Annotated in this window: 20 protein-coding genes; 9 read left to right on the plus strand and 11 right to left on the minus strand. The window is 72.5% G+C overall.

Annotation, left to right across the window (positions count from 1 at the left end; genetic code table 11):
- Positions 1-14 precede the first annotated feature (14 nt).
- Positions 15-1,586, plus strand: coding sequence for an MFS transporter (locus BM290_RS18465; RefSeq protein ID WP_093615577.1), 1,572 nt, complete (start codon positions 15-17; stop codon positions 1,584-1,586).
- A 108-nt stretch (positions 1,587-1,694) separates the two neighbouring features.
- On the plus strand, positions 1,695-3,065 hold the full coding sequence (locus BM290_RS18470; protein WP_239143468.1) for a GGDEF domain-containing protein: 1,371 nt from the start codon (positions 1,695-1,697) through the stop codon (positions 3,063-3,065).
- Between the two features lie 67 nt (positions 3,066-3,132).
- Here BM290_RS18470 and BM290_RS18475 read toward each other — a convergent pair whose 3' ends face one another.
- Entirely contained in the window at positions 3,133-3,888 is a 756-nt protein-coding gene (locus BM290_RS18475; protein WP_093615579.1) for an alpha/beta fold hydrolase, read from the minus strand.
- Positions 3,889-3,944: 56 nt separating this feature from the next.
- Between BM290_RS18475 and BM290_RS18480 the strand changes: the two genes are divergently transcribed.
- A complete protein-coding gene (locus BM290_RS18480; protein ID WP_093615581.1) occupies positions 3,945-4,358 on the plus strand; it encodes a MarR family winged helix-turn-helix transcriptional regulator in 414 nt (137 codons plus the stop codon).
- Between the two features lie 202 nt (positions 4,359-4,560).
- On the opposite strand, the gene BM290_RS18485 is transcribed toward BM290_RS18480, so the two are convergent.
- Both BM290_RS18485 and BM290_RS18490 read right to left on the minus strand, forming a co-directional pair.
- Positions 4,561-5,427: a hypothetical protein gene (locus tag BM290_RS18485; protein WP_093615797.1), complete on the minus strand. Its 867-nt coding sequence runs from the start codon at positions 5,425-5,427 to the stop codon at positions 4,561-4,563.
- Between the two features lie 17 nt (positions 5,428-5,444).
- Positions 5,445-5,990, minus strand: coding sequence for a TetR/AcrR family transcriptional regulator (locus BM290_RS18490; RefSeq protein WP_093615583.1), 546 nt, complete (start codon positions 5,988-5,990; stop codon positions 5,445-5,447).
- Positions 5,991-6,046: 56 nt separating this feature from the next.
- Between BM290_RS18490 and BM290_RS49815 the strand changes: the two genes are divergently transcribed.
- Positions 6,047-8,026: an ABC transporter ATP-binding protein gene (locus BM290_RS49815; protein WP_239143469.1), complete on the plus strand. Its 1,980-nt coding sequence runs from the start codon at positions 6,047-6,049 to the stop codon at positions 8,024-8,026.
- Between the two features lie 323 nt (positions 8,027-8,349).
- Here the strand turns inward: BM290_RS49815 and BM290_RS18500 are convergent, their stop codons facing one another.
- Both BM290_RS18500 and BM290_RS18505 read right to left on the minus strand, forming a co-directional pair.
- Entirely contained in the window at positions 8,350-9,579 is a 1,230-nt protein-coding gene (locus tag BM290_RS18500; protein ID WP_093615587.1) for a hypothetical protein, read from the minus strand.
- Between the two features lie 46 nt (positions 9,580-9,625).
- Positions 9,626-10,525 carry a DMT family transporter gene (locus BM290_RS18505; protein WP_093615589.1) on the minus strand — a complete coding sequence of 300 codons (900 nt, stop codon included), beginning with the start codon at positions 10,523-10,525 and terminating at the stop codon, positions 9,626-9,628.
- Positions 10,526-10,598: 73 nt separating this feature from the next.
- Between BM290_RS18505 and BM290_RS18510 the strand changes: the two genes are divergently transcribed.
- A complete protein-coding gene (locus BM290_RS18510; protein WP_093615591.1) occupies positions 10,599-11,543 on the plus strand; it encodes a LysR family transcriptional regulator in 945 nt (314 codons plus the stop codon).
- Here BM290_RS18510 and BM290_RS18515 read toward each other — a convergent pair.
- Positions 11,454-12,305: a dihydrodipicolinate synthase family protein gene (locus BM290_RS18515; RefSeq protein ID WP_093615799.1), complete on the minus strand. Its 852-nt coding sequence runs from the start codon at positions 12,303-12,305 to the stop codon at positions 11,454-11,456. The two genes, BM290_RS18510 and BM290_RS18515, sit on opposite strands and share 90 nt — an antisense overlap.
- Before the next feature lie 70 nt (positions 12,306-12,375).
- Between BM290_RS18515 and BM290_RS18520 the strand changes: the two genes are divergently transcribed.
- Positions 12,376-13,242: a LysR family transcriptional regulator gene (locus BM290_RS18520; RefSeq protein WP_093615593.1), complete on the plus strand. Its 867-nt coding sequence runs from the start codon at positions 12,376-12,378 to the stop codon at positions 13,240-13,242.
- Positions 13,243-13,247: 5 nt separating this feature from the next.
- Complete coding sequence (locus BM290_RS18525; protein ID WP_093615595.1) at positions 13,248-14,786, plus strand: cation:proton antiporter; 1,539 nt, start codon at positions 13,248-13,250, stop codon at positions 14,784-14,786.
- A 199-nt stretch (positions 14,787-14,985) separates the two neighbouring features.
- On the opposite strand, the gene BM290_RS18530 is transcribed toward BM290_RS18525, so the two are convergent.
- Complete coding sequence (locus BM290_RS18530; protein ID WP_093615597.1) at positions 14,986-15,609, minus strand: FMN-dependent NADH-azoreductase; 624 nt, start codon at positions 15,607-15,609, stop codon at positions 14,986-14,988.
- A gap of 115 nt (positions 15,610-15,724) precedes the next feature.
- Between BM290_RS18530 and BM290_RS18535 the strand changes: the two genes are divergently transcribed.
- Positions 15,725-16,237 (plus strand): MarR family winged helix-turn-helix transcriptional regulator, encoded by a 513-nt coding sequence (locus BM290_RS18535; protein WP_093615599.1) that lies wholly within the window; start codon positions 15,725-15,727, stop codon positions 16,235-16,237.
- Positions 16,238-16,487: 250 nt separating this feature from the next.
- On the opposite strand, the gene BM290_RS18540 is transcribed toward BM290_RS18535, so the two are convergent.
- A complete protein-coding gene (locus tag BM290_RS18540) occupies positions 16,488-17,375 on the minus strand; it encodes a LysR family transcriptional regulator (protein WP_093615601.1) in 888 nt (295 codons plus the stop codon).
- Positions 17,376-17,448: 73 nt separating this feature from the next.
- Here BM290_RS18540 and BM290_RS18545 point away from each other — a divergent pair, with 73 nt between their 5' ends.
- Positions 17,449-18,306: a DMT family transporter gene (locus BM290_RS18545; protein ID WP_239143470.1), complete on the plus strand. Its 858-nt coding sequence runs from the start codon at positions 17,449-17,451 to the stop codon at positions 18,304-18,306.
- A 572-nt stretch (positions 18,307-18,878) separates the two neighbouring features.
- On the opposite strand, the gene BM290_RS18550 is transcribed toward BM290_RS18545, so the two are convergent.
- The 3 genes from BM290_RS18550 to BM290_RS18560 form a co-directional block, all read right to left on the minus strand.
- Positions 18,879-19,841, minus strand: a complete 963-nt coding sequence (locus BM290_RS18550; RefSeq protein ID WP_093615604.1) for an NAD(P)-dependent oxidoreductase — start codon at positions 19,839-19,841, stop codon at positions 18,879-18,881.
- A gap of 64 nt (positions 19,842-19,905) precedes the next feature.
- A complete protein-coding gene (locus BM290_RS18555; protein WP_143133822.1) occupies positions 19,906-20,496 on the minus strand; it encodes a DUF4265 domain-containing protein in 591 nt (196 codons plus the stop codon).
- Between the two features lie 20 nt (positions 20,497-20,516).
- Positions 20,517-21,854, minus strand: coding sequence for a CotH kinase family protein (locus tag BM290_RS18560; protein WP_143133823.1), 1,338 nt, complete (start codon positions 21,852-21,854; stop codon positions 20,517-20,519).
- Positions 21,855-21,883 lie beyond the last annotated feature (29 nt).

The following is a 21,883-nucleotide window of genomic DNA, read 5'->3' on the forward strand; positions in this document are numbered from 1 at the left end:
CATACCGTCGTCGCGTGACGATCAGCTCGTGGGCCCCGCTGCGGGAGCCGGTGTTCCGGAGTCTGTGGCTGGCGGTGCTCGCCGGGAACGTGGGCACCTGGATGCACACCGTCGGCGCGCAGTGGCTGGTGGTCCCGGAGGCGGACGCCGCGACCTGGGTGAGCCTGGTGCAGGCCGCCACCACGCTGCCGGTGCTGGTGTTCGCGCTGCCGTCCGGGGCGCTCGCGGACAACCTCGACCGGCGGCGGCTGCTGCTCGGCGTACAACTGGGGCTGACGTGTGTGGCCGCGACGCTGGCCGCGCTCGCGGCGCTGGACCTGGTGCGGCCCCCGGTGTTGTTGATCTTCACGTTTCTGCTCGGCGCCGGGCAGGCGCTGACGCTGCCGTCGTGGCAGGCGGTGATCCCGGAGATCGTGCCGCGGGAGCAGTTGCCGGCCGCGTCGGCGCTGGGCGCGGTGAACACCAACCTGGCGCGTTCGGCCGGTCCCGCCGTCGGCGGCCTGCTGGTGGCGCAGTTCGGCCCGGCCGTCGTGTTCGCCCTCAACGCCGTCTCGTTCGCGGTGTTCGCGCTGGCCCTGGCCGGCTGGCGGCGCCCGCCGCAGCCGCCGCCGGCCCGCCCGGAACGGTTCGGGACGGCGGTCCACGACGGCGGCCACTTCGTCCGCTACTCGCCGGACGTGCGGCGGATCCTCGGCCGGGTGCTGCTGTTCGTGCTGCCCGGCAGCGTCGTCTGGAGCCTGCTGCCGCTGGTCGCCCGCGATCGGGGTCTCGGCGCCGGCGGCTACGGCGGCCTGCTCGCCGCGCTCGGGGCCGGCGCGGTGCTCGGCGCGCTGCTGATGCCGCGGGTCCGCGCCCGGCTCACCGCGAACCGGACGGTGCTGGCGACCGGGGCGGCCTACGGCGCGGCGCTGGCCGTGATCGCGCTGGTCGCGGACGTCACCGCGGTCGCCGTCGCGCTCGCCGCCGCCGGGCTCGCCTGGATGATGCTGGTCTCGCGGATGAACGCGGCCATGCAGCTCGTGCTGCCGAACTGGGTCCGCGCCCGGGCGCTCGCCGTCTACCAGGTCGTCTTCGCCGGCGCCCAGGCGGTCGGCGCGGTGGTCTGGGGCCAGGTCGCGGCGGCCTTCGGCCTCGCCGCGACGTTCGGCACGGCGGCGGCGATGATGGTCGCGGGCACTCTGACGGTACGCGCGCTGCCGGTCCGCACCCACGAGGACACCGACACGAGCCCCGCCGTCTTCTGGCCGGAACCACACCTGATGCTGCAACCCCACCTCGACCACGGACCGGTCCTGGTGCAGGCGTCCTACCGGGTCGCCGAGCCGAACACGTCCGCCTTCGTCGCCGCCATGCACGAGCTGCGTGACTCGCGGCTGCGGACCGGCGCATCCCGGTGGGGCCTGTTCCGGGACGGCGCCGACCCACAGATCTTCGTCGAGACGTACCTGGTCCCGACGTGGGAGGAGCACCTGCGCCAGCACGAGGGCCGGCTGACCGGCAGCGACGAGCGGGCCGAGCGGCAGGCGGCGGCTCTCGCCGAGGGCCCGCCGGTCATTCGGCACCTCCTCGACGCCGAATCACTCTGACCAGCGCCTCCGGGCTGTTTCAATGACCTGGTGAGGCCACTGTGGGGCTGGTACGTGGTGATGCTGTTTTTAGCAGTTATCGGTTATTTCCGGACACCTGACACCTGGGTGCAGACGATCGTCTACGACTCGATCGCGGTGTCCGGCGTCATCGCCATGGTCGTCGGCGTGATCCGCAACCGCGCCGCGGCCGCCCGGTTGTGGATCATGTTCGCCGGCTGCCAGCTGCTCGTGGTCGGCGGCGACTTCACCTACGCCTGGTACGCCCGGCACCTCAACCAGTCCCCGTACCCCGCGCCCGCCGACGGCTTCTACCTGGCCGCCGGCGTCCTGGAGGTGCTGGTCCTGGTACGCATCCTGCGACGACGGCTGCCCGCACGGGACGCGGCCGGCGTGATCGAGGCCGTCATCCTCACCGGCTCGTTCGCGCTGATCGCCTGGGTCTACCTGATGAAACCGGTCGCCCAGGACACCGAGCTGACCACCGCCGGGAAACTGGTCGCCATCGGCTACCCGGTGATCGACCTGCTGCTGCTCACCCTGCTGGCCCGCATGCTCGTCGGCGGCGGCGCCCGCAACGGCGCGTTCCGGCTGCTCGCGCTCGGCATGACCAGCTATCTCGCGGCCGACTACGCGTGGGCCTTCACCGACCACTTCGAGTTCGAGGCCGGCACCTTCACCAGCCACCTGATGGACGCCGGCTACCTGATCGCCTTCGGCCTCTACGGCGCGGCCGGCCTGCACCCGGGAATCCGCGACCTGGCCGAACCCGTCGAGATCACCGATCGCCGGTTCTCCCGGTGGCGGCTGGGGCTGCTCACCACGGCCACCATGATCGCGCCGGCGCTGCTCATCGAACAGGCGTGGTTCGCCGACAACCACGTGGCCGACGCCCAGGCCATCGCGGCCGGGTGCGTCGGCATGTTCCTGCTGGTGGTGGCACGGATGACGGTCCTCATCCGGCAGGTCGAACGGCAGGCCTCAGTCCTGGAGAGCCAGGCCGAGGAACTCACCGAACTCGCCCAGCGCGACACCCTCACCGGCCTGGCCAACCGGCGGGCCTGGGAACAGGCGCTGCCGCTGGCGCTCGACCACGCCCGCCGCGACGGCAACCTGCTGGCCCTCGCCGTCCTCGACCTCGACCACTTCAAACGGTTCAACGACCAGTACGGCCATCAGGCCGGCGACCGTCTCCTCAAGGAGGCCGCGGCGGCGTGGGCGGGCGGGCTACGCTCCGACGACCTGCTGGCCCGCTACGGCGGCGAGGAGTTCGCGCTGATCATCCCGAACGGTGGCGCCACCCTCGCCGGTGAACTGCTCGACCGCCTGCGGCCGCTGACCCCGCACGGGCAGACATTTTCCGCGGGGGTCGCGGTGTGGGACGGTCAGGAGTCGTCGGAGATGCTGTTCGCGCGCGCGGATGCGGCCCTCTACGAGGCCAAGGGGGCCGGGCGCAATCGGGTGGCGCTCGCCGCCTGACCCGAGTCGGCTGCGGTGGTGGCCGCTGCTGCGTGGCGGCGGCCCAGGTTGTTTGCAAGGCGGCAGCTCAGGCCGATTGCGTTGCGGCGACGAACTCCGTCACCACGCTGGTCAGCGCCTCCGGTGTCTCGATCTGCGGCAGGTGGCCGGTTTCCGGGAGCAGGGTGAACCGGGCGCCGGGAATCGCGGCGGCGTAGGCCCGGCCGAACTCGGGGTCACCGATCCGGTCCGCCTCACCCCAGACGACCAGGGCCGGCGTGGCCACCGCGCCCAAGCGGGCGGCCAGTGTCGGGTCGGTCACCGAACGGCCCGCATACACCTCGATGGCGGCACGGTTGGCGGCCATCACCGCCCGGGCCTCCGGGGACAGCCGGGACGGGTCGATGCCGTACGCCTCCGGGTCGTGATAGCTGAGCCGCGCCAGCTCGGCCGGGGTGAGCGCGAAGAAGTCGGCGACCGGATGGCCGGGAACCTCGATGCCGACCGCGTCGACCAGCACGTAGCCGGTGACCCGCTCCGATCCCAGCAGGGCCATCTCGGCGGCGATCCAGCCACCGATCGAGTTGCCCACCACGGTGACACCGGCCAGGTCCAGATCGTCGAGCAGATCCACGTACGTCGCGGCGAGCCCGGCGATGGAGTCGAGCGCCTCCGGTCGCGGCGTGCCCTGGAACCCCGGGTGGGTCGGCGTCAGCACACGCGCCGGCGCGGTGGCGGCCAGGTGGTCGGCCCACGCGGCGACGGTGAGCGGACCACCTCCGCCGTGCAGCACCAGGATCGGACGGCCTTCGCCGCGCTCGCTGAGGGTGAGGTTCGTCTTCATATAAGGAACCTTAGATCAGGTTCCTTATATACGCAACCTGCGATAGCCTGGCTGCCATGAGCGCGTCGTTGCAGCAGGTCGGACTGGCGGTCAAACGCCTCCAATGGCGGCACCACCGGGAGGCCAACCGCCGGCTGGCCCCGCTCGGCCTGTCCCTGGTCCAGTGGGACACCCTGCGTCACCTGCACGCCGAGCACGAGCCGTCCCTGCACCGGCTCGCCGAGCTCACCTTCCAGACCGACCAGTCGATGGGCGAACTCGCCCGCCGCATGGTTGACCGCGGCCTCATCGAGCGCGTCGAGGGCCCCGGCCGCAAGGTCCAGCACCGCCTGACCCCCGCCGGCGACGACCTGCGCCGGGCCGGCTCGGCAGCGGTCGACGAGGTGCTCCGCGAATCCCTCGGCCACCTCAGCGCCGACGAGCGGGAGACGCTGCACACGCTGCTCCGCAAGGCAGCCGAAGCCCCCTGAGCCCGGCCGCCGTCACTCACCGCGCGGCGCCGTCACCCACCGCGCGGCGCCGCAACCCCACGACGGCCGGCCCGGCCAGCACTCGCCGTCACCCACCGCTCGCCGCCGCCCCGCGACGGCCGGTCCTGCCAGCCCGCGCCGTCACCCACCGCTCGGCGCCGCAACCCCGCGACGGCCGGCCCCATCGGCGCCTTCCGCCTCGTTACCGCGCCTCGGCGCGCAAAATCCCCACCGAGCCGACCGTGGCGTAACCGCGCCACTCGAGGGCGGCAGCCGCACTGTAGACCGGAAAATCGACGGTCCATCCGCCGTCACCCTGCTGGCCCGCGGCGAGCCGGTCCAGGTCGGCGGCGATCGCCTCCTTGCTGAACAGCGCCCGCGACGGCCCGTCGGCATGCGGGGTGAAGGCGAGCGGATGCAACACCTCACCGTCGGCGCCACCGACCGGCGTCGGCCCGTCGGTGCGGACAAAACCCGCCATCCGCTCCAGCAGCACGCCGGGCTCCGGGACGACGTCGAGAAACTGCATGACGAACATCAGCTCGTACGCGCTGGGCGCCCCGGCCAGGCCGTCGATCACGGTCAGGCAGTACCCGGTGGCGCCGGTCAGCCACGGATGCCCGGCCAGGTCGGGCCGCCGGCGGGCGAGGCGATGCGCCTGGGCGGCGAGCTGCGTGGTCATCTGCAGCGACGACGCATCCGGATCGGCGGTCGTCCAGTGCGGGGCGCTGCCGTCGACGTCAGCGAACGGCAGCGCGAACGGGATGCCACCGTCACCCAGCGAATGCTCGCCCAGCCAGTCGAACAGCCGCGGCGCCCGCTCGCTCGTGTCACCGACCTCGGCCATCACCTCGAGCGCGTGCATCGCGGCGACCGGCTGACTGGTGACCGACCGCAGATCGGGCTCCAGCGCCCAGCCGTAGCCGCCGTCGGGATTACGGTACGCATCGAGCGCGGTCAGCACCTGCTCGCCGGTGGCCGCGCCGAGGAGATGCCGCATGCGCCGCCAGTCGAGGGCGCGGCCGGTCATCGCGACGAACCTGGCCGCGGCGTCGAGATCGAAGCTCATGCCCCGATCCTGCCCGGTCACGGCTGTGGCCGCACGGCGCCGGACACGCATCGCAGGACGAGCCGGAGCGCGTCATGACGGGACGCCCCGTGCTCGGACTGGTAGCTCCACCCCGCATACAGCTGCGACCACACCAGATTCTGCACCCACACGGGTGGCAGCTCCGGGTCGATGCTGCCGTCGGCGTGGCCACGCCGCACCATCGCGTCGAAATCCTCGTCGCAGCTGCCGGCCTCGTCCTCGACCTGCTCCCGGAAGAGCAGCGACAGCACGTCACCGAGATCGAAATACTCCTGGCAGAGGCGCACCAGAGCCGTCCCGCCGGGGCCCTCCCCGAGCCGGGCCCGGTCGCCCGCACGATCGAGGCGGGCGGTGGCCTCGGCACGCAGAGCAGCGATCAGATCGCCGCGCTCCGGAAAATACCGATGCAGCGTCGTACGCCCCACGTCGGCCGCCTCGGCGACATCACCGAGCGAGGCGGCCGGGTTGCGGGCCAGCACCTCGATCGCCGCGTCGAGGATCGCCTGCCGGGTGCGGGCCCGGCTCCCGGAGGGGACGCTCATCACGGGGGGGAGAATAACACTTGCCCAGAACGGAACAGTGGTGTTCCATTGCGGGCATGCCGGATTCCACGCGCCTGAGAACTCTCCTCACCGTGCTCCGCCCCCATCGCCGCACCATGCTGCTCGGCCTCGTCCTCGGCCTGGCCGCCAACGCCGCCGGGCTGGCCACCCCGATGGTCACCAAGTGGGTGCTCGACAGCTTCTCCGGCGGCCTCGACCTGGCCCGCCCGGTGGCCGTCCTGGCCGGTCTCGTCGTCATCGGCGCGGCCATCGGCCTCTGGCAGTGGATCCTCATGGGCACGCTCGCCGAGCAGATCGTGCTCGACGCCCGCACCTCGATCATCCGGCGCTACTTCCAGGCCCGCGTGCTCGACCTCCAGCGCCGCCCGACCGGCGAGCTGGTCACCCGCGTCACCTCCGACACCGGCCTGCTGCACGCCGCCTCGGGCAGCCTGATCGGCCTGATCAACGCCGGGGTCGGCCTGATCGGCACGCTGATCCTGATGGGCGTGCTCGACCTGACCCTGCTCGGCTGCACGCTGGGCGCCGTCATCGTGGTCGGCGCGCTGATGAGCCGACTGCTGCCCCGCATCGGGGTCGCGCAGACCGCCGCGCAGGAGTCGGTGGGCCGCCTCGGCGCCACCCTGGAGGGCTCGTTGCGCGCCATCCGGACGGTGAAGGCGAGCCGCGCCGAGACCCGCCAGGGCGACGAGATCATCGGCAACGCCCGCGACGCCGCCACCCACAGCGTGCGTGCCGCCCGGGTCGCCGCCACCGTCTGGACGATCTCGTGGTCCGGCATCCAGCTGGCGGTGATGCTGATCCTCGCCGTCGGCGCCTGGCGGGCAAACCTGGGCCTGCTCGAGGTGTCGACGCTGGTGGCGTTCCTGCTCTACGTGTTCCAGTTGATGGGCCCCATCAGCGAGCTCACCCAGAACCTGACGGCCCTCCAGTCCGGCATGGCCGCCGCCGGCCGGATCAACGAGCTCGAGTCGATCGCCCTGGAGCCGGCCGGCCCTCTCCCCCACCCGCCGGCGGTTCCACCGTCCGCCTCCGAGCCCGCATCCACATCACCCCACGGCGGGCCGCCCGTCCCCGGCTCTCCGCCCGGTGTGCCGCACGCCCGCACCTCACCGCCCGATCCCACACCCGGCCCGCCTCCGGCCCCCACCGCACCGTCCATGACGCCGCTCGGCCGGTCGCCCGTGCCCGGCTCCCGAGCGTCGACCCCGTTCGGCCCACACGCCGCGAGCGAGCCGCCACCCGTGTCGCCCATCGGCCGTGGCGGGCCCGGCTCGCCGGCCTCCGCGGCAGGCCCGATCCTGGTGATGCAGGGCGTCACCGCTCGCTACGGCCCCGATGCGGCGCCCGTGGTCCGCGGGATCGACCTGGAGATCCCACGGCGCGGCCACACCGCGATCGTCGGCCCGTCCGGCGCCGGTAAGACAACCTTGTTCTCCCTGCTCCTGCGCTTCCTGGAGCCGGAGACGGGGCGCATCCTGCTCGACGGCCGCCCCTACACCGAGTGGAGCAACTCCGACGTCCGGGGCAGGCTCGCCTACGTCGAGCAGGAAACCCCGGTGCTGCCGGGCACGATCGCGGACAACCTACGGTTCACCCATCCCGACGCCACCGACGACGAGGTACGAGCCGTGCTGTCCGCAGTCCGGCTGGAAGGCATCGACCCAGCGCTGGGCGCCACGGACGTCTCCGGCGGCCAGCGTCAGCGGATCGCCCTGGCCCGCGCCCTGCTCCGCACCCCCGACGTGCTCCTGCTCGACGAGGCGACAGCCCAGGTCGACGGCTTGACCGAGGCCGCCGTGCAGGACTGCATCCGCGAGCGGGCCGCCGTCGGCGCGGTGGTGACGATCGCCCACCGCCTGTCCACAGTCCTGGACGCCGACCGCATCATCGTCCTGGAGGACGGCCGGATCCGCGCCCAGGGCACCCACGCCGACCTGTACTCCTCCGACGACCTGTACCGCCGCTTGGTAGAGGCCCTACGCATAGCCGCCGACGACACGTCCTACGTCTGACCCACCACACACCAAACCGACGCGGATGACCACCGGGTGGCCGATGCGCTGACCGCGGCCGGCCCGACCCCACCCACGGTTGGTCCGAACCGCCACGCCGCACGGAGACGATGCCCGCCGCCGATGACCCACGCGCCATGACCACGACCTACCTCCAACCACGCCACACGGACAGCGGGCCGACCCGCGGGTGGCCCCCGCGCCATGACCGCGGCCTACCTCAGTCGACCCCGGCCGGCAACACCGAAAGCGGGACCACCGGCGGTGACCGATGCTCCATGGACACCGGCCCACCTCTGGTCCATCCCGCCGATCGGATCGGACTACAGGAAACCGCTGGCGGCCGATTCGGTGGACACGGTCTCCGTCGACGGCTGATCGACGGCATCGGAGTGCGGCCGATACGCCATGAACACGGCCTCGCCGGCAGCGAGGATCACGAGGTCTCCGAGAGAGGTCGCTGCCAAGCCGGTCACCGGTGTCCCCACCTGCAGCGATTCGAGGGGCTGCCGCTCCGCGACATCCCAGATCACCACGTCGTGGTTGTGGACGACGGCGGCCAGCAGGCGACCGCCGGCCTGGAAACAGACCACCGGCGTCGACCGGGCGGCGGGCGCCGAGGTAGCAACAGGTGGAGTGCCGTCGAACGTGACGCCGTCCGTCGGCCCGGCGGTAACGGACGCAGCACCAGCCGACACGGCGACGGGCAGACAGCCGGCGCCGGCCGGCGTAGCAGGGAACGGCGCGGCCGGCGCAACAGGAAGGGGCGCGGCAGGGAGACGCGCGGCCGGCGTGGCAGGGAGAGGCGCGACAGGGAGACGCGCGGGCGGCGCGGCGGAGAACGGCGCTGCCGGATCCGGCGCGCCGGCAGGGGTTATGCGGAGGTCGCCGCCCGGATCGGCGGTCACCGTGACGGGATCACCGTTGAGGTAGGTCACCGGGTGGCCGTCGAACTCGTCCCGGGCGGTTTTCCGGCCGGAGGCCAGGTCGATCAGCACTCCGCGCCAGCGGTCTCCCGTGATGGAGGCGATCAATCGGCCGCCGATCGAGAGCAGGGCCAGGTTCGCACCACGGCGGCCGGTCAGTTTGAGGGCCGTCAACGGGGTGGCGTCGGTGGCGTCCCACAGTTGGAGGACGTTGCCGCGGTCGAGGGACGCCACATACGGCCGGCCCATATGGCAGGCGAATGCCAGCTCCATCAGATCCGCTCGGCGCTCGGTGCCGCACTCCGCGACGAGCTCGCCGCTGCCGCGGTGCAGGCGCAGACGACCGCCTCGGCAGGCGACCGCGATCAGGTCGGCGCCGACAGCGCAGGCGACCGCAGTGACAGAACCGCCGGCGGCGTAGGCGACCCCGACCGAGTCAGCGCCGACAGCGCAGGCAGCCGCCGCGACAGAACCGCCGGCGGCGTAAGCGGCCCCGCCCGGGTCAGCGCCGGTGGTGCGGGCGACCGCCGTGGCGGAGCCGCCGCCGGTGGACCATGATCGCCGCCATCGGCCGGTGGACGAGGCCGGGTCCGGCCCGGGGGAATCCGTGATGAGCGTCTGCCACACCGGTGCCGCCCTTTCCCCAGCGAATGGACGAGGCCCATCGTAGACCTCACCGGCTGTCCACAGTTGATCTCGACGGGACCACCGGCACGACCGGGCGGCGGGGACGGAGCTGGACCACGGCGACCGACGCGAGCACGAGGGCGCCGCCGGCGAGCTGGGCCGGGGTGAGGAACTCGCCGAGCAGGACGGCGGCGAGGGTGGTGGTGATGACGGGTTCGACGGTGGAGAGGATGGCGGCCGTCGACGGGCCTGTGCGGCGCAGGCCGGCGAAGAACGTCAGGGACGCCAGCACCGTGGAGACGACCGCGATGCACGCCGTCCAGAACCAGCCGGCCGCGCTGAAACCGAGGTTCACTCCCCCGGTGACCAGGGACTTCCCGGCGAGGGCGAGGGCCGCCCCGGTCATCACGAGGGTCGCCAGCAGCATCGGGGACACGCGGTGCAGGACACGGTCGGAGACGAGGATGTAGACGGTGTAGGTGAGCGCCGACCCGAACCCGAGGGCCGCGCCGGCCGGGCTGAGGGTGCCGGCCCCGGCGCCGAGCAGGACGAGCAGTGTTCCGGCGGAGGCGATGCCGAGGGCGAGCGCCCGGCTGCGGGTCATGCGCTCCCGGCGCAGCAGGACCGCGGCGGCGGTCACCATCAGGGGGTACGTGTAGAGGATCAGCGACAGCAGCGACGCGTCCATCACGCGCAGCGCCTCGAAGTAGAGCGTCGCCTGCGTCGCGAATCCGAGCGCCCCGAGCGCCAGCGCGGTGATCACGGTCCGGGTGCCCGGCCGGGCCGCGGGACGGATCGCCAGGAGTCCGGCGAGCAGCAGCGCGGCCATCGTGAACCGGACCAGGAGCAGCGCGGACGGGGTGACTCCGGCGTCGTACGCGAACTTGCCGAAGATCGACATGGCGCCGAATCCGGCGGCCGAGAGCAGGCAGAGCAGTGGACCCATACCGGAGAGCATCGGCCCTACGACTATGCAGGTCCAGTGACGATTCCTGGAGGTGAATGGTTAGGATTCGTGCATGGTCACGCTGGATCTGCGCCGCCTCCGGTTCCTCCGGGAGTTCGAGGAGCGGGGCACGCTCGGCGCGGTCGCGACGGCTCTCGGCTACAGCCCGTCGGCGGTCTCCCAGCAGTTGACCGTCCTGGAGAGAGAGGTCGGCACGCCACTGCTGGAGCGGGCCGGGCGCGGGGTGCGGCTCACCGACGCGGGGCGGCTGCTGGCGCAGCACGCCCGGGTGCTGCTGGCCGCGGCGGAGGCGGCCACGTCCGACTTGGCGGCGATCGGCGAGCAGGTCAGGGGTACGGTCCGGGCCGGCGGCGTCCAGTCGGCCGCCCGTCACCTGCTCGTCCCGTCCCTGGGCCGGATGGCGACGGAGCATCCCCTGGTCCGGATGGAGGTGTCCGAGCTGGAGCTGGAGCAGGCGCTGCCCGGTCTGCGCCTGGGTTCGGTCGACCTGGTGATCAGCGACGACTACGACGGCCACCCACGGCCACGCCCGGCCGGCATGCGGTTCGAGCCGCTGCTGTCCGAGCGGCTGCTGATCGTGCTCCCGGCCGATCATCCACTCGCCGCGCCGGGTGGTCCGGTGGCGCTGGCCGACCTGCGCGACACGGTGTGGGTGTCGTCCGACGAGACCACCGGCCACCACGCGATGATCGTCGGCAACTGCCGGGCGCTCGGCGGCTACGAGCCGGACGTCCGGCACCACTCCAACGACGCCGACGTCCAGCTCGCCGTCGTCCGGCACGCGGCCGCGGTGGCCCTGTTGCCGCTGCTCAACCTGCCGCCGGAGGACCCGACGCTGGCGTACCGCCCGGTGGCCGAGACGGATCTGGGGCGGCGGCTGTTCACCGTGACCCGCGACGGCCCGCTGTCACCGGCGCTGACCGCTTTCCTGCAGGTGGTGACCGATCAGGCGGCCGGCCTCGGCGACGGATTCCCGCGTGGCGGGCAGCAGCGGTAGCCGTACCGCCGCGGTGGGAATGCGGCCCCGCGCGTGCAGGACCCCCTTGATCACCGTCGGGTTGGGCTCGGCGAACAGCGCCCGCGACAGATCCGCGAGCGGCCCGCCGAGAGTCCGGGCCCGGGCCACGTCACCGTCGCGCCACGCCGCCGCGAGATCGGCGAACGACCGGGTCGCCACGTGCGCCGAGGCGAGGATCCCGCCGTGCGCGCCGATCGCGAGCATCGGCGAGATCACCGGATCATCACCGCCGAGCAGCGAGAACCCGGCCGGCAGGTCGCCGAGCACATCGACGGTCCCCGTTGCGTACTTCATCCCGATCACTCCCGGGATCGCGGCCAGCCGCCGGATCGCGGCGACCGACAGCTCCTGCCCGGTCCGATACGGGACGTGATAGATCACCAGCGGAACCTCCCCGGCCAGCGCCTCGAAGTGCGCGACCACCCCGGCCTCCCCCGGCCGCACGAACGGCGGCACCAGGCTCAGCGCCGCCGTCACTTCGGGCCGCCGCGCCAGGTCCGCCCGGGCCCCGACGATCAACGGCGCATCCCGCTCCCGCGCCACCCGCGCCGCCACCTCGACGACGGCCTCCTGCTCGTCGGCGGTCAGCGATCCGGGCTCCCCGGTCGTCCCGAGCGCCACCAGCCCGGCCGCGCCGTCGTCGAGGACCTCGTGCGCGAGCCGCTCCAGCGTGGCCAGGTCGACTTCTCGATCAGGACCAAAGGGCGTGATCAGGGGTACGAAGATCCCGTGCAGTTCCATGCCGACAGCCTCGGCCCCTTCGAGCATCAGGTCCAGTTCACGATTCTGAGGTAATGCGTAAGCTGAGCTGATGCTCGACGTGCGCCGCCTCCGCCTGCTCTGCGACCTGGCCCGCCTCGGCACCATCGCGGCCGTCGCGACCGCGCACACGTACACCCCCTCGGCGGTGTCCCAGCAGCTGTCCGCCCTGGAGCGCGAGGCCGGCCTGCCACTGCTCGAACGCACCGGCCGCCGGGTCGCGCTGACCGCTGCCGGCCGCCTGCTGGTCCGGCACGCCGAGACGGTCCTGGCCGCCCTGGAGCACACCGACGCCGCGCTGGCCGCCGCCCGCGCCGGGCTCACCGGGGAGCTGCGCATCGGAGCGTTCCCGTCGGCGATCCGCATCCTCACCCCGGCCCTGATCACGCTCGGCGACCGGCACGCCGCCCTCGACCTGCAGCTCACCGAGCTGGACCCGGCCGACGTCCCGGCCACCCTGCTCGACCGGCGGCTCGACGTGGGCCTGATCCAGGACTACGACGTGGTGCCGCTGGAGACCGGGCCGGGCCTGCGAAGCGTCCCGCTGCTCGACGAGACCGTCCACCTGGCCGTCCCCACCGGCTCCGCGGCGGACGGGCTGCGCGACGTCAGCGGGGACGGCTGGATCCTGGCCGGCGCCGGCACCCTCTGCCACACCGCCACGCTGCGGCTCTGCGCGGCGGCCGGGTTCACCCCACGGGCCCGGCACCGGGTGGACGACTTCGGCACCGTCCTCGCCCTGGTCGCCGCGGGTCAGGGGGTCGCGCTCGTGCCGCAGCTGGCCACCGGCGGGCTGCCCTCCGGCGTACGGCTGCTGCCCCTGCCGACCCGCCGCCGCACCCGCGTCGCCTTCCGGGAGGGCGCCGCCGCCCACCCCGCGGTCCGGGCCTTCCTCGCCGCGCTGCCGCCACTAACCTGATCACCGTGAATGGCGTCCAGCTTCTTCTCATCATCGGTGTCGGGATCGCCGTGACTGCGGTGGCCCGGCGGCACCGCTTCGAGCCGGGCTGGGCGATCGTGGTCCTCGCCGCCGGGGCCTCGTTCCTTCCCGGCATGCCGCGCCTGGAGCTGGACCACGAGCTGATCCTGGCCCTGGTGATCCCGCCGCTGCTCTACTCGGCGACCCGGGGCGCGTCGTTCGCGGCGTTCGGCGCCAACCTGCGCGGCATCATCTATCTCGGTGTCGTCACGGTGGTCCTCACCGCCGGGTTCCTCGGCTGGCTGTCGTCGCTGCTGCTGCCGTCGATCGGGCTGTCCGCCGCGTTCGTGCTCGGGGCGGTGCTCGCGCCGCCGGACACCATCACCACCGTCTCGCACGGCCACGAGATCGGCCTGCCCCGCCGGGCGACCTCGATCCTCACCGGGGAGAGCCTGGTCAACGACGCGACCGCGCTCACCCTGTTCACGATCGCGGTCGCCGCCGTCAACGGGGCGCACACCACCTGGCAGGGCGGTTTCCGGGACCTGGTGCGCGCCGCCGCGATCGGGCTGGGGATCGGCGCGGCGTACGCGCTGGCCGGCCTGATCATCCGTAAACGGCTCGGCAACCCGACACTGGAGACGTCGCTGGTGCTGCTGCTGCCGTTCACCGCGTTCCTGACCGCCGAGCAGGTGCACGCGTCCGGCATCCTCGCCGTCGTCATGGCCGCCTTCTCGATGAGCATCAACCTGACACTCGACCCGAAACACCAGTATCCCGGCGGCTATCTCACCCGGCTCCAGGAGGAGCAGGTGTGGCGGGTGCTGGACTTCCTTCTGGAGACCTTCGTCTTCGCGTACATCGGACTGCAGTTGAGGTTCGTCCTCGACGACCTCACCGAGCACGGCGATCCCGGGCTCGGCCGCACCCTGATCGCGGCCGGGGTGCTGCTCGTGGCCGCGATCGTGTTCCGGTTCGTGGCGGTGTTCGCCCTGTTCGGCCGGTGGCGGCTGCGGCACCGGATGGCCGAGCGCCGCGCCGGGCGTGACCCCCGCTACCGGCAGGCCCATGAGGCACGGCTCCAGCGCCGCCGCAGCCGGCCGCTGCCGCCGCCGTCCATCAAGGAGACGGTGCTGGTCAGCTGGACCGGCATGCGCGGCATCCTCACCCTCGCCGCCGCGGCCGGTGTTCCCGCGCTCACCGACGCCGGCCGGCCCTTCCCCGGCCGTGACGCGATCCAGGTCATCGCCCTGATCGTCACCCTCGGCACCCTGCTCGTGCAGGGCACCACCGTCGGCCGGCTGGCCCGCCTGCTGCGGTTCGACCTCGCCGCCGAGCACGCCGAGCAGGAACGCCTGCGCGCCGCCGGCCGCGCGGTCATGGCCGAGGCCGCCGCCGAACCGGACTCCGACGCCGCGTTCGAGGCGCAGCGGCTGGCCCTCGGCCGAGCGGTCCACGACCAGCGGCTCAGCGAGGACGTCGCCCGCGAACTGATCGAGGAGATCGACCTGCGTCAGGCCGCCCGCCACACCATCCCCACCTGACGCGACCCGGCCCTGCGCCGTGATCCTCGTCTCCGGGACGGTGGTCGCGGTCAGGGCCGCCCGCTGGGGGCCGTACGGGACGCATTTCGGCCCGGCGGTCGCGGGGCGACCGGGACGGGCCGCCCGCGTCGTGTGGTAGGTCCGGGACCGACTCGGCTTCGGCGGGAGCGGTGGCCGTACGAGCAGAGGGGTTTGATCCTCAGACTCGGGCGGCGAGGGCCCGGCCTGCCTCGATGGCGGCCTCGTGGGCGGACTTGCGCATGACGGCGGCGGTCTCGGTGAACGCGTCCAGCGCCGGGTTGACGCCGACGAGGGTGAATTCGCGCTCGATCAGGGTCAGGTCGGCACCCCAGATGTCGCCCACGACGCGGCGCAGGTAGTCGGTGTTGTGGTCCCAGCCGTGCCGCGGGGCGCCCGGGCCGTAGGAGCCGCCGCGGGTGGTCAGGACGACGACGGGCTTGCCGTCGAGGAACTTCTCACCGTTCTCGCCGCCGGCCATGGCCAGGTCGAACCAGGTCTTGACGTGCTGGGAGACGCCGTAGTTGTAGAACGGCAGGGCCAGGATCGCGGCGTCCGCGGCGCGCAGCTCGCCGGCCAGTTCGCCGGCCAGGGCGACGGCGCTGTGATGGGCGTCGCTGCGCTGGTCGGCGGGTACGTAGGCGGCCTGGACGGCTGTGGCCCAGGCGTCCGAGGGCAGCGGGGACGCGCCGATGTGACGACGGACGATCGGGGCGCCGCCGAGCTCCTTCTCGACGAGGTCGGCGAGCTCGGTGCTCGCGGAGTTCGGGCCGAGGATGCTGGCGTCGACACGCAGAATGGCCATCGAATTCTCCAAATATCGTGTCAAGTCCTGATCATGTGGACTTGAACGTTCAAGACGAAGCATGACACCGCAAGTGTTGAACGTTCAAGAGCCTGATCGCGTATTCTTTCGTTCCGTGAGCGATCCCACAGCCGCCCCCTGGCTCTCCGACACCGAGCGCGCCGCCTGGACGGCGCTCAGCGCGGTGCTCACGGCCCTGCCGCCGGCTATCGACGCCCAGCTCAAAAGGGATGTCGGGATCAACTACTTCGAGTACACGATTCTGTCGTCGCTGTCCGAGGCGCCCGGCCGTGCCGTCCGCATGGGAAGCCTCGCCCACCTCGCCGCCGGCTCGCCCTCGCGGCTGTCGCACGCCGTGTCCCGCCTGGAGAAACACGGCTGGGTCGCCCGCCGCGTCTCGGTCGACGGCGCCGAGAACCGCTGCGTCGAAGCGGTGCTCACCGACGCCGGCTGGGACGCGGTGATGGCCGCCGCTCCCGATCATGTCCGTGAGGCGCGCCGTCTGGTCTTCGACGTCCTCACACCGGAACAGGTCGCCCAGCTCGCGGCGATCGGCCGCAAACTGCTCACCGCCGCCGCGCCACACCTGGTCTCCTGCCTCGGCGACAAGCCCGCCGACGCCTGCTGACCACTCGGATCCCCGCGGTCCGGACCGCCGCCTCCCAGGCCGGGCCGGACCGCCACTTCCGGGGCGGGCCGCCTCCCGCGCCGGGCCGGGCCGGACCGCCTCCCGCGCCGGGCCGGGCCGGACCGCCTCCCGCGCCGGGCCGGGCCGGACCACCGCTTGCAGTGCCGGGCCGGGCCGCCGCTTCCCGTGTCGGCCGGACCGGGACGCCTTCCAGGCGGGAGCGTCGCCTTTCCGGCGGGATCGCCGGGGGTCAGGCGGCGATGGCCCGCAGGGTTTCGACGACCTTGCGGACCGCTGCCCGGTGCAGGCTCTCCGGCCTGGTCAGGATGTCGATGTGGCGGGCCGCGGGGATGCCGTCGAGGGGCCGCAGCGCAAGCCGCGGATCCGGGGTCGTGGTCCGGCCCGGGAGCAGCGCGAGCACCTCGCCCGCCGCGACCACCGACGCGGCGACGGTGAACTCGTTGATCCGGTGCCGGATCTCCAGCGGCCGCCCGGCCGTCGCGGCGATCGCCGCCAGCACCCCCTCCAGAGGGTAGCCCTCGTGCACGCTGACCCACGGCCGGCGGGCGGCCTCGGCGGCGGTGAGCGACTCCCGCGCGGCCAGGGGATGATCGGCGGACATCGCGACGTACAGCGGTTCCTCGATCAGCGGGATCACCGTGAGGCGGTCGGCGGGCCAGGGCGGGCTGTACGCCAACCGATGCGCCACCACCAGGTCGTAGTCGCCGACGAGCGCCGGGAAGTCGGCGTGCGCCACATCTTCGTCGGCGCAGCGGACCGGCGGGCCACCGATCTCGGCGAGGCGGGTGATCAGCGGCGCGAACCAGGTCAGCCCGGCACTGTGGAACGCCGCCACGCGGACCGGGTCGTCCGGCGCGTCGAGATGGTCGCCGACCGCCCGGGCAGCCCGATCAAGAGCGGTCATCACGTCGACGGCGGCGGCCGCGAGAGCACGGCCCGCCCCGGTCAGCACCAGCCGCCGACCCCGGCGCTCGGTGAGCGGCACCCGGGCGGTGCGCTGCAGAGTGTTCAGCTGCTGGGACACCGCGGACGGCGTGATGTGCATCGCACGGGCGACGGCGGCGACACTGCCGCGCTCGCCGAGTTCCCGCAACAGCCTCAGGTGGTGCGGATCCACAAGTCTCCACTACATCGTCGGTTCACCAGTTGGCGTCTTGTCTACCGTATCGGCGCGCCGGATGCTTCCAGCTGTGACCGGAGACCTCCTTCTGCTGGCTGTCGCCGCCGTCTGGGGCAGCAGCTATCTCGCCGCCAAGACCCTGGCCGCCGTGGCCGGGGTGCTCGTCGTCCTGGCGTTGCGCTACCTCGTGTCGATGCTCGCGATGCTGCCGCTGATGATCGGGCGGCGCCGGCCGCAACGGCGGGAACTCGCCGTCGGCCTGCTGCTCGGCTGCACCCAGGCGTCGGTGCTGGTGCTCGAGACGTACGGGGTGTCGATGACCAGCGCCACCAACGCCGGCGTGCTGATCAGCCTGACCATCCTGCTCACCCCTGTCGTGCAGGGCGGGCTGCCGGGACGGTTCCTGCTGGCCGCGTCGGTGGCGACGCTCGGGGTGGTCCTGCTGGTGGCGGGGCCGGGGTTGCGTACCCCCTCGGTCGGCGATCTGCTGATGCTGGCTGCGGCGGTGGTCCGGGCCGCGCACGTCAACCTGTCCGCACGCCTGGCGCGACCGTCGTTCGACACGGTGACGCTCACCACGGCGCAGACGGTGGTCGGTGCGTTCGTGTTCACGGTCGCGGCGTGGCCGCTGACCACCGACGGGCTCGGCGCCGGCGAATGGCTCGGGGTCCTGTACCTGGCGCTGGGCTGCAGCGTTTTCGCGTTCCTGGTCCAGCTGTGGGCGATCCGCCGCACGTCACCCGCCCGGGCAAGTCTGCTCCTCGGCACCGAGCCGGTGTGGGCCGTACTGATCGGAATCGGTCTCGGTGGTGAGCACCTGACCGTTCTAGCAGGCGTCGGTATCGCGTTGGTCCTGGCCGGCACCTACTGGGGCCAGCGGGTCGAACGCCACCACCGCACCGCACCGCTCGCCGCAGCCACGGCTTGAGACCGGCACCACCGCCCAGAAGCAGCCACGGCTTGAGACCGGCACCACCGTCCAGAACCGGCCGTCGCCTGAAACCAGCCACCGGAAACCAGCCGCCACTCGAAAGCAGCCGCCGGCCGAGCCGGGCCGCCGCCCGAAACCGGCCGCCGTCTGTAAGGAACGCCACCCGAAGCAGGCCACCAACCGAAACCGGCCACCGCCTGAAAGCAACCGCCACCCGAAGCAGGCCACCAACCGAAACCGGCCACCGCCTGAAAGCAACCGCCACCCGAAGCAGGCCACCAACCGAAACCGGCCACCGCCTGAAAGCAACCGCCACCCGAAGCAGGCCACCAACCGAAACCGGCCACCGCCTGAAAGCAACCGCCACCCGAAGCAGGCCACCAACCGAAACCGGCCACCGCCTGAAAGCAACCGCCACCCGAAGCAGGCCACCAACCGAAACCGGCCACCGCCTGAAAGCAACCGCCACCCGAAGCAGGCCGTCGCCCGCACCGGGCCACCGCAAGACCGGCCGGCTTCCAGAGCTGCCCCGAGACCGCTGTGACCGCTCCGAGAGTCAGCCGCCAAGGTCATCGCGCCTGCAGTGCCCGGATCACCGCCGCCATGTCGTCGCCACCATGACCCGCCAGGTCGGTCTCCGTGTAGAGGTCCCGGCACACCTCCAGCAGCGGCGACACGAACCCCGCCTCCCGGGCCGCTGCCACGATCAGCTCGTTGTTGTAGAGCACGTCGCGAATCGCGGCCTGCACCGCGAAGTCACGGTCGACCAGTTTGCGCGCCTTGACCCGGGACACCACGCTGGCCATCGGCCCGGCGTCGAGCGCCGCCAGCAGCGTCTGCTGGTCGAGGCCGTGCCGTTCGGCGAAGTGGAACGCTTCCGCCAGCCCCGTCACCATGCTGATCAGGAACGTATTGACGGCCAGCTTCATCAGCAGCGCCCCGGGCACGTCGCCGCAGCGGACGATCTCCCGGCACATCGGACGCAGCAGGCCCTCAAGTTCCGTGTCCCCGCCGGAGGAGGCGGAGGAGGCGGAGGAGGCGGAAGCGGCGGAGACGGAGGAGGAGGAGGAGACGGAGGCGGCGGAGACGGAGGAGGCGGAGGCGAAGGGCGTGGAGGCCGTGGCGAGCATCACCACCAGGTCGCCGGTCTCCGCCGGGCCGCGGGATCCAGAGACCGGAGCTTCGGCGTACGCCCCACCGGCCGCGAGGACGTCGGCGGCGAGCCCGGCCGAGTACGCCGGAGCGGTGGTGCCCATGTGCACGAGCGTCCGTCCGGCCACCAGTTTCGCGAAGGTTCCGGTGCCCCGGCCCAGGACGGCGTCGATGACCCGATCGTTGGCCAGCATCAGGATGACGGTCTCCGCCTCCGCGAACACCTCCGCCGGGTCGGTGGCCACCACCGCCCCGGCCTCGCGCAATGGCCCGGCTCGCTCCGGGGTCCGGTTCCACACGATCAGCTCGGTCCCGGCGCGGGCGAGATTGAGCGCCATCGGCTGCCCCATCACCCCGAGCCCGACGAATCCCACGGTCACGCCCCGACGGTACGGCCGCCGCCGCCCACCGGAGCGGGCCAATCCGCACGTGCTGGCTCCGGCTTCAGGCACTCCACCATGCGTCGGTCCCACAGCCGACCTCGTAATGCCACCAGCCCTGCTCCGCGCCCTCGTCGAGCTGCCGCTTGATGCCGCCGAGGTCCGCGTCCGCCGGCACATCGAACGCGACCAGCGGAAACTCCGAACTGAACACCTCGCCCCCGAGCCCGAACCGCACAAACGCCCCGTGCACCGCAGCCGCCGGACCACCGGCCGGGGCCGAACCACCGCTCGCCGCCCGGCCGAACGTGGCCGAACCACCGCTCGCCGCCCGGCCGATCGGAGCCGGACCACCGGTCTCCGCCCGGCCGAGGGGGCCGCCGGGGACGGCGATCACCCGGACCACGCAGTGACCGGAGGCGGTGACCCGGCCGGTGGCCCAGTGTCTGCCGTCCGATCCGGTACGGAAGGCGACCACGTCGTCCTGGGCGACCCCGTCCTGGAGGAAGGGCACGTTGTCGATGCGCGCGGTGTCCGGGGTGAGCCGGGTCGCCCACAGTCCTTCGGTGTCGTGGGGCAGCCAGCCGTCCCGCGGCACGAACCGGAACCAGATCTTGATCCGGTCGCCGCCGGGCTGATCATGCTCGACACTCATGCCGAGCATGATGCCCGAGGTCAGGCGAAGTAGGCCTGGATGGTGGCGGACTCGCTGGTGACGGTGTCGGTACTGATCAGGTCGCTCGCCTTCGCGGTCAGCACGGCGGCCCGGTTCTGCAGGATCGACGCGGCCTTCCCGCTGGTGTAGAGGGATGCCTTGAGGTCGGTGAGCGCTTTGTCGTACGACGCCTTGAAGGTCTTGTCGGCGTTGAACCGGGTGACGAGGATGTTGCTGCGCCCCCCGGGACCACCGCCCCCGTTGCGGCGGCCCTGGCCGCCGCCCGGATTCTGCCCGCCCGCCGGCGGCTGTCCGCCGCCCGGAGCGCCCCCTCCACCACGGTTGCCGCCGCCACCCATGCCGCCGAATGCCAGGTTGTGGTCCCACGCGACCACGGTGAACTGATCCTTGTCGGTCGTGTAGCGCAGATACGAGTTGTTGCCCGGCCCGTCGATGTCGTCCGAGTTCTTGATCAGCTCCTGGACCGCCAGGTAGTCGGCGAACGCGGCGACGTCGAGGTGCTTGCCGAGGTCGGCGGCGAACGTGGCGTCGTCGGATTCGTTGATGAACTTGAGGAACGCGGCCAGCGGCGCCAGGTTGGGGTTGTCGGAATCGGTCTCCTGGTCGAAGACGTCCTTGTAGCTGTCGGCGTCGTCACCGCGGTACGAGTAGTCGCCGCCGCTCTCCGCCTTGTAGAGGATGCCGGCCGACGGGAAGTTGTCGGCGTCCCATTTGTCGCCCGGGTTCTCGATGACGAGCCGCAGCACCTCGCTGCCGCCGTTGACGCTGAGCCGGGTGGAGACCGACTTCTGGGTGGCGAGCCCGGCGAGCGCGAGCAGCTCCAGGGCGACCGCCTCGTTCAGGGCGCTGTCGGTGTTGTTGGAGCGGACCACGAACTCGCTGTAACCGCCGAGCGCCTGCCCCGCGGTGTACTTGTCGAGCCGGACCAGCCACGGTAGATCCTGTGGGTTCTCCGCCGAGATGCTGCCGCCCGGCCCGCCACCCCGGTTGCCGGTGCTCGCGGTGGCGCCCGACTTGGTGAGCCCGCGCAGCGTCGAGTTGCCCTTGAGGCGCAGCCCCGCCTTCTCGAAGGTCGTCCCGTCGATGGTGACGGTCGCCTCCAGCCACTCCTTCGACTGGTCGTTGAGGTAGGCGTCGATCACCTTGTCGTAGGCGTCCTGGTCGAAGGTGAACGCGATGTCGTGCACCTGGGTGGCGTCGAAGAGCCCGCTGCCCGCGGTGGCGGTGGTCGACGAGGCGGAGGCGGAGCCACGCGAGCATCCGGCGGCGACGGCCAGGCCGACGGCCCCGAGCAGGGCCGCGCCGAACGACCGGCGGGACAGGGTGTGAGCGGGCATGCGGGCCATCCTTCGTCGCCATGGGAGCT

The sequence above is a fragment of the Actinoplanes philippinensis genome, assembly GCF_900113015.1.
In the GTDB taxonomy this organism is placed as follows: Bacteria; Actinomycetota; Actinomycetes; order Mycobacteriales; family Micromonosporaceae; genus Actinoplanes; species Actinoplanes philippinensis.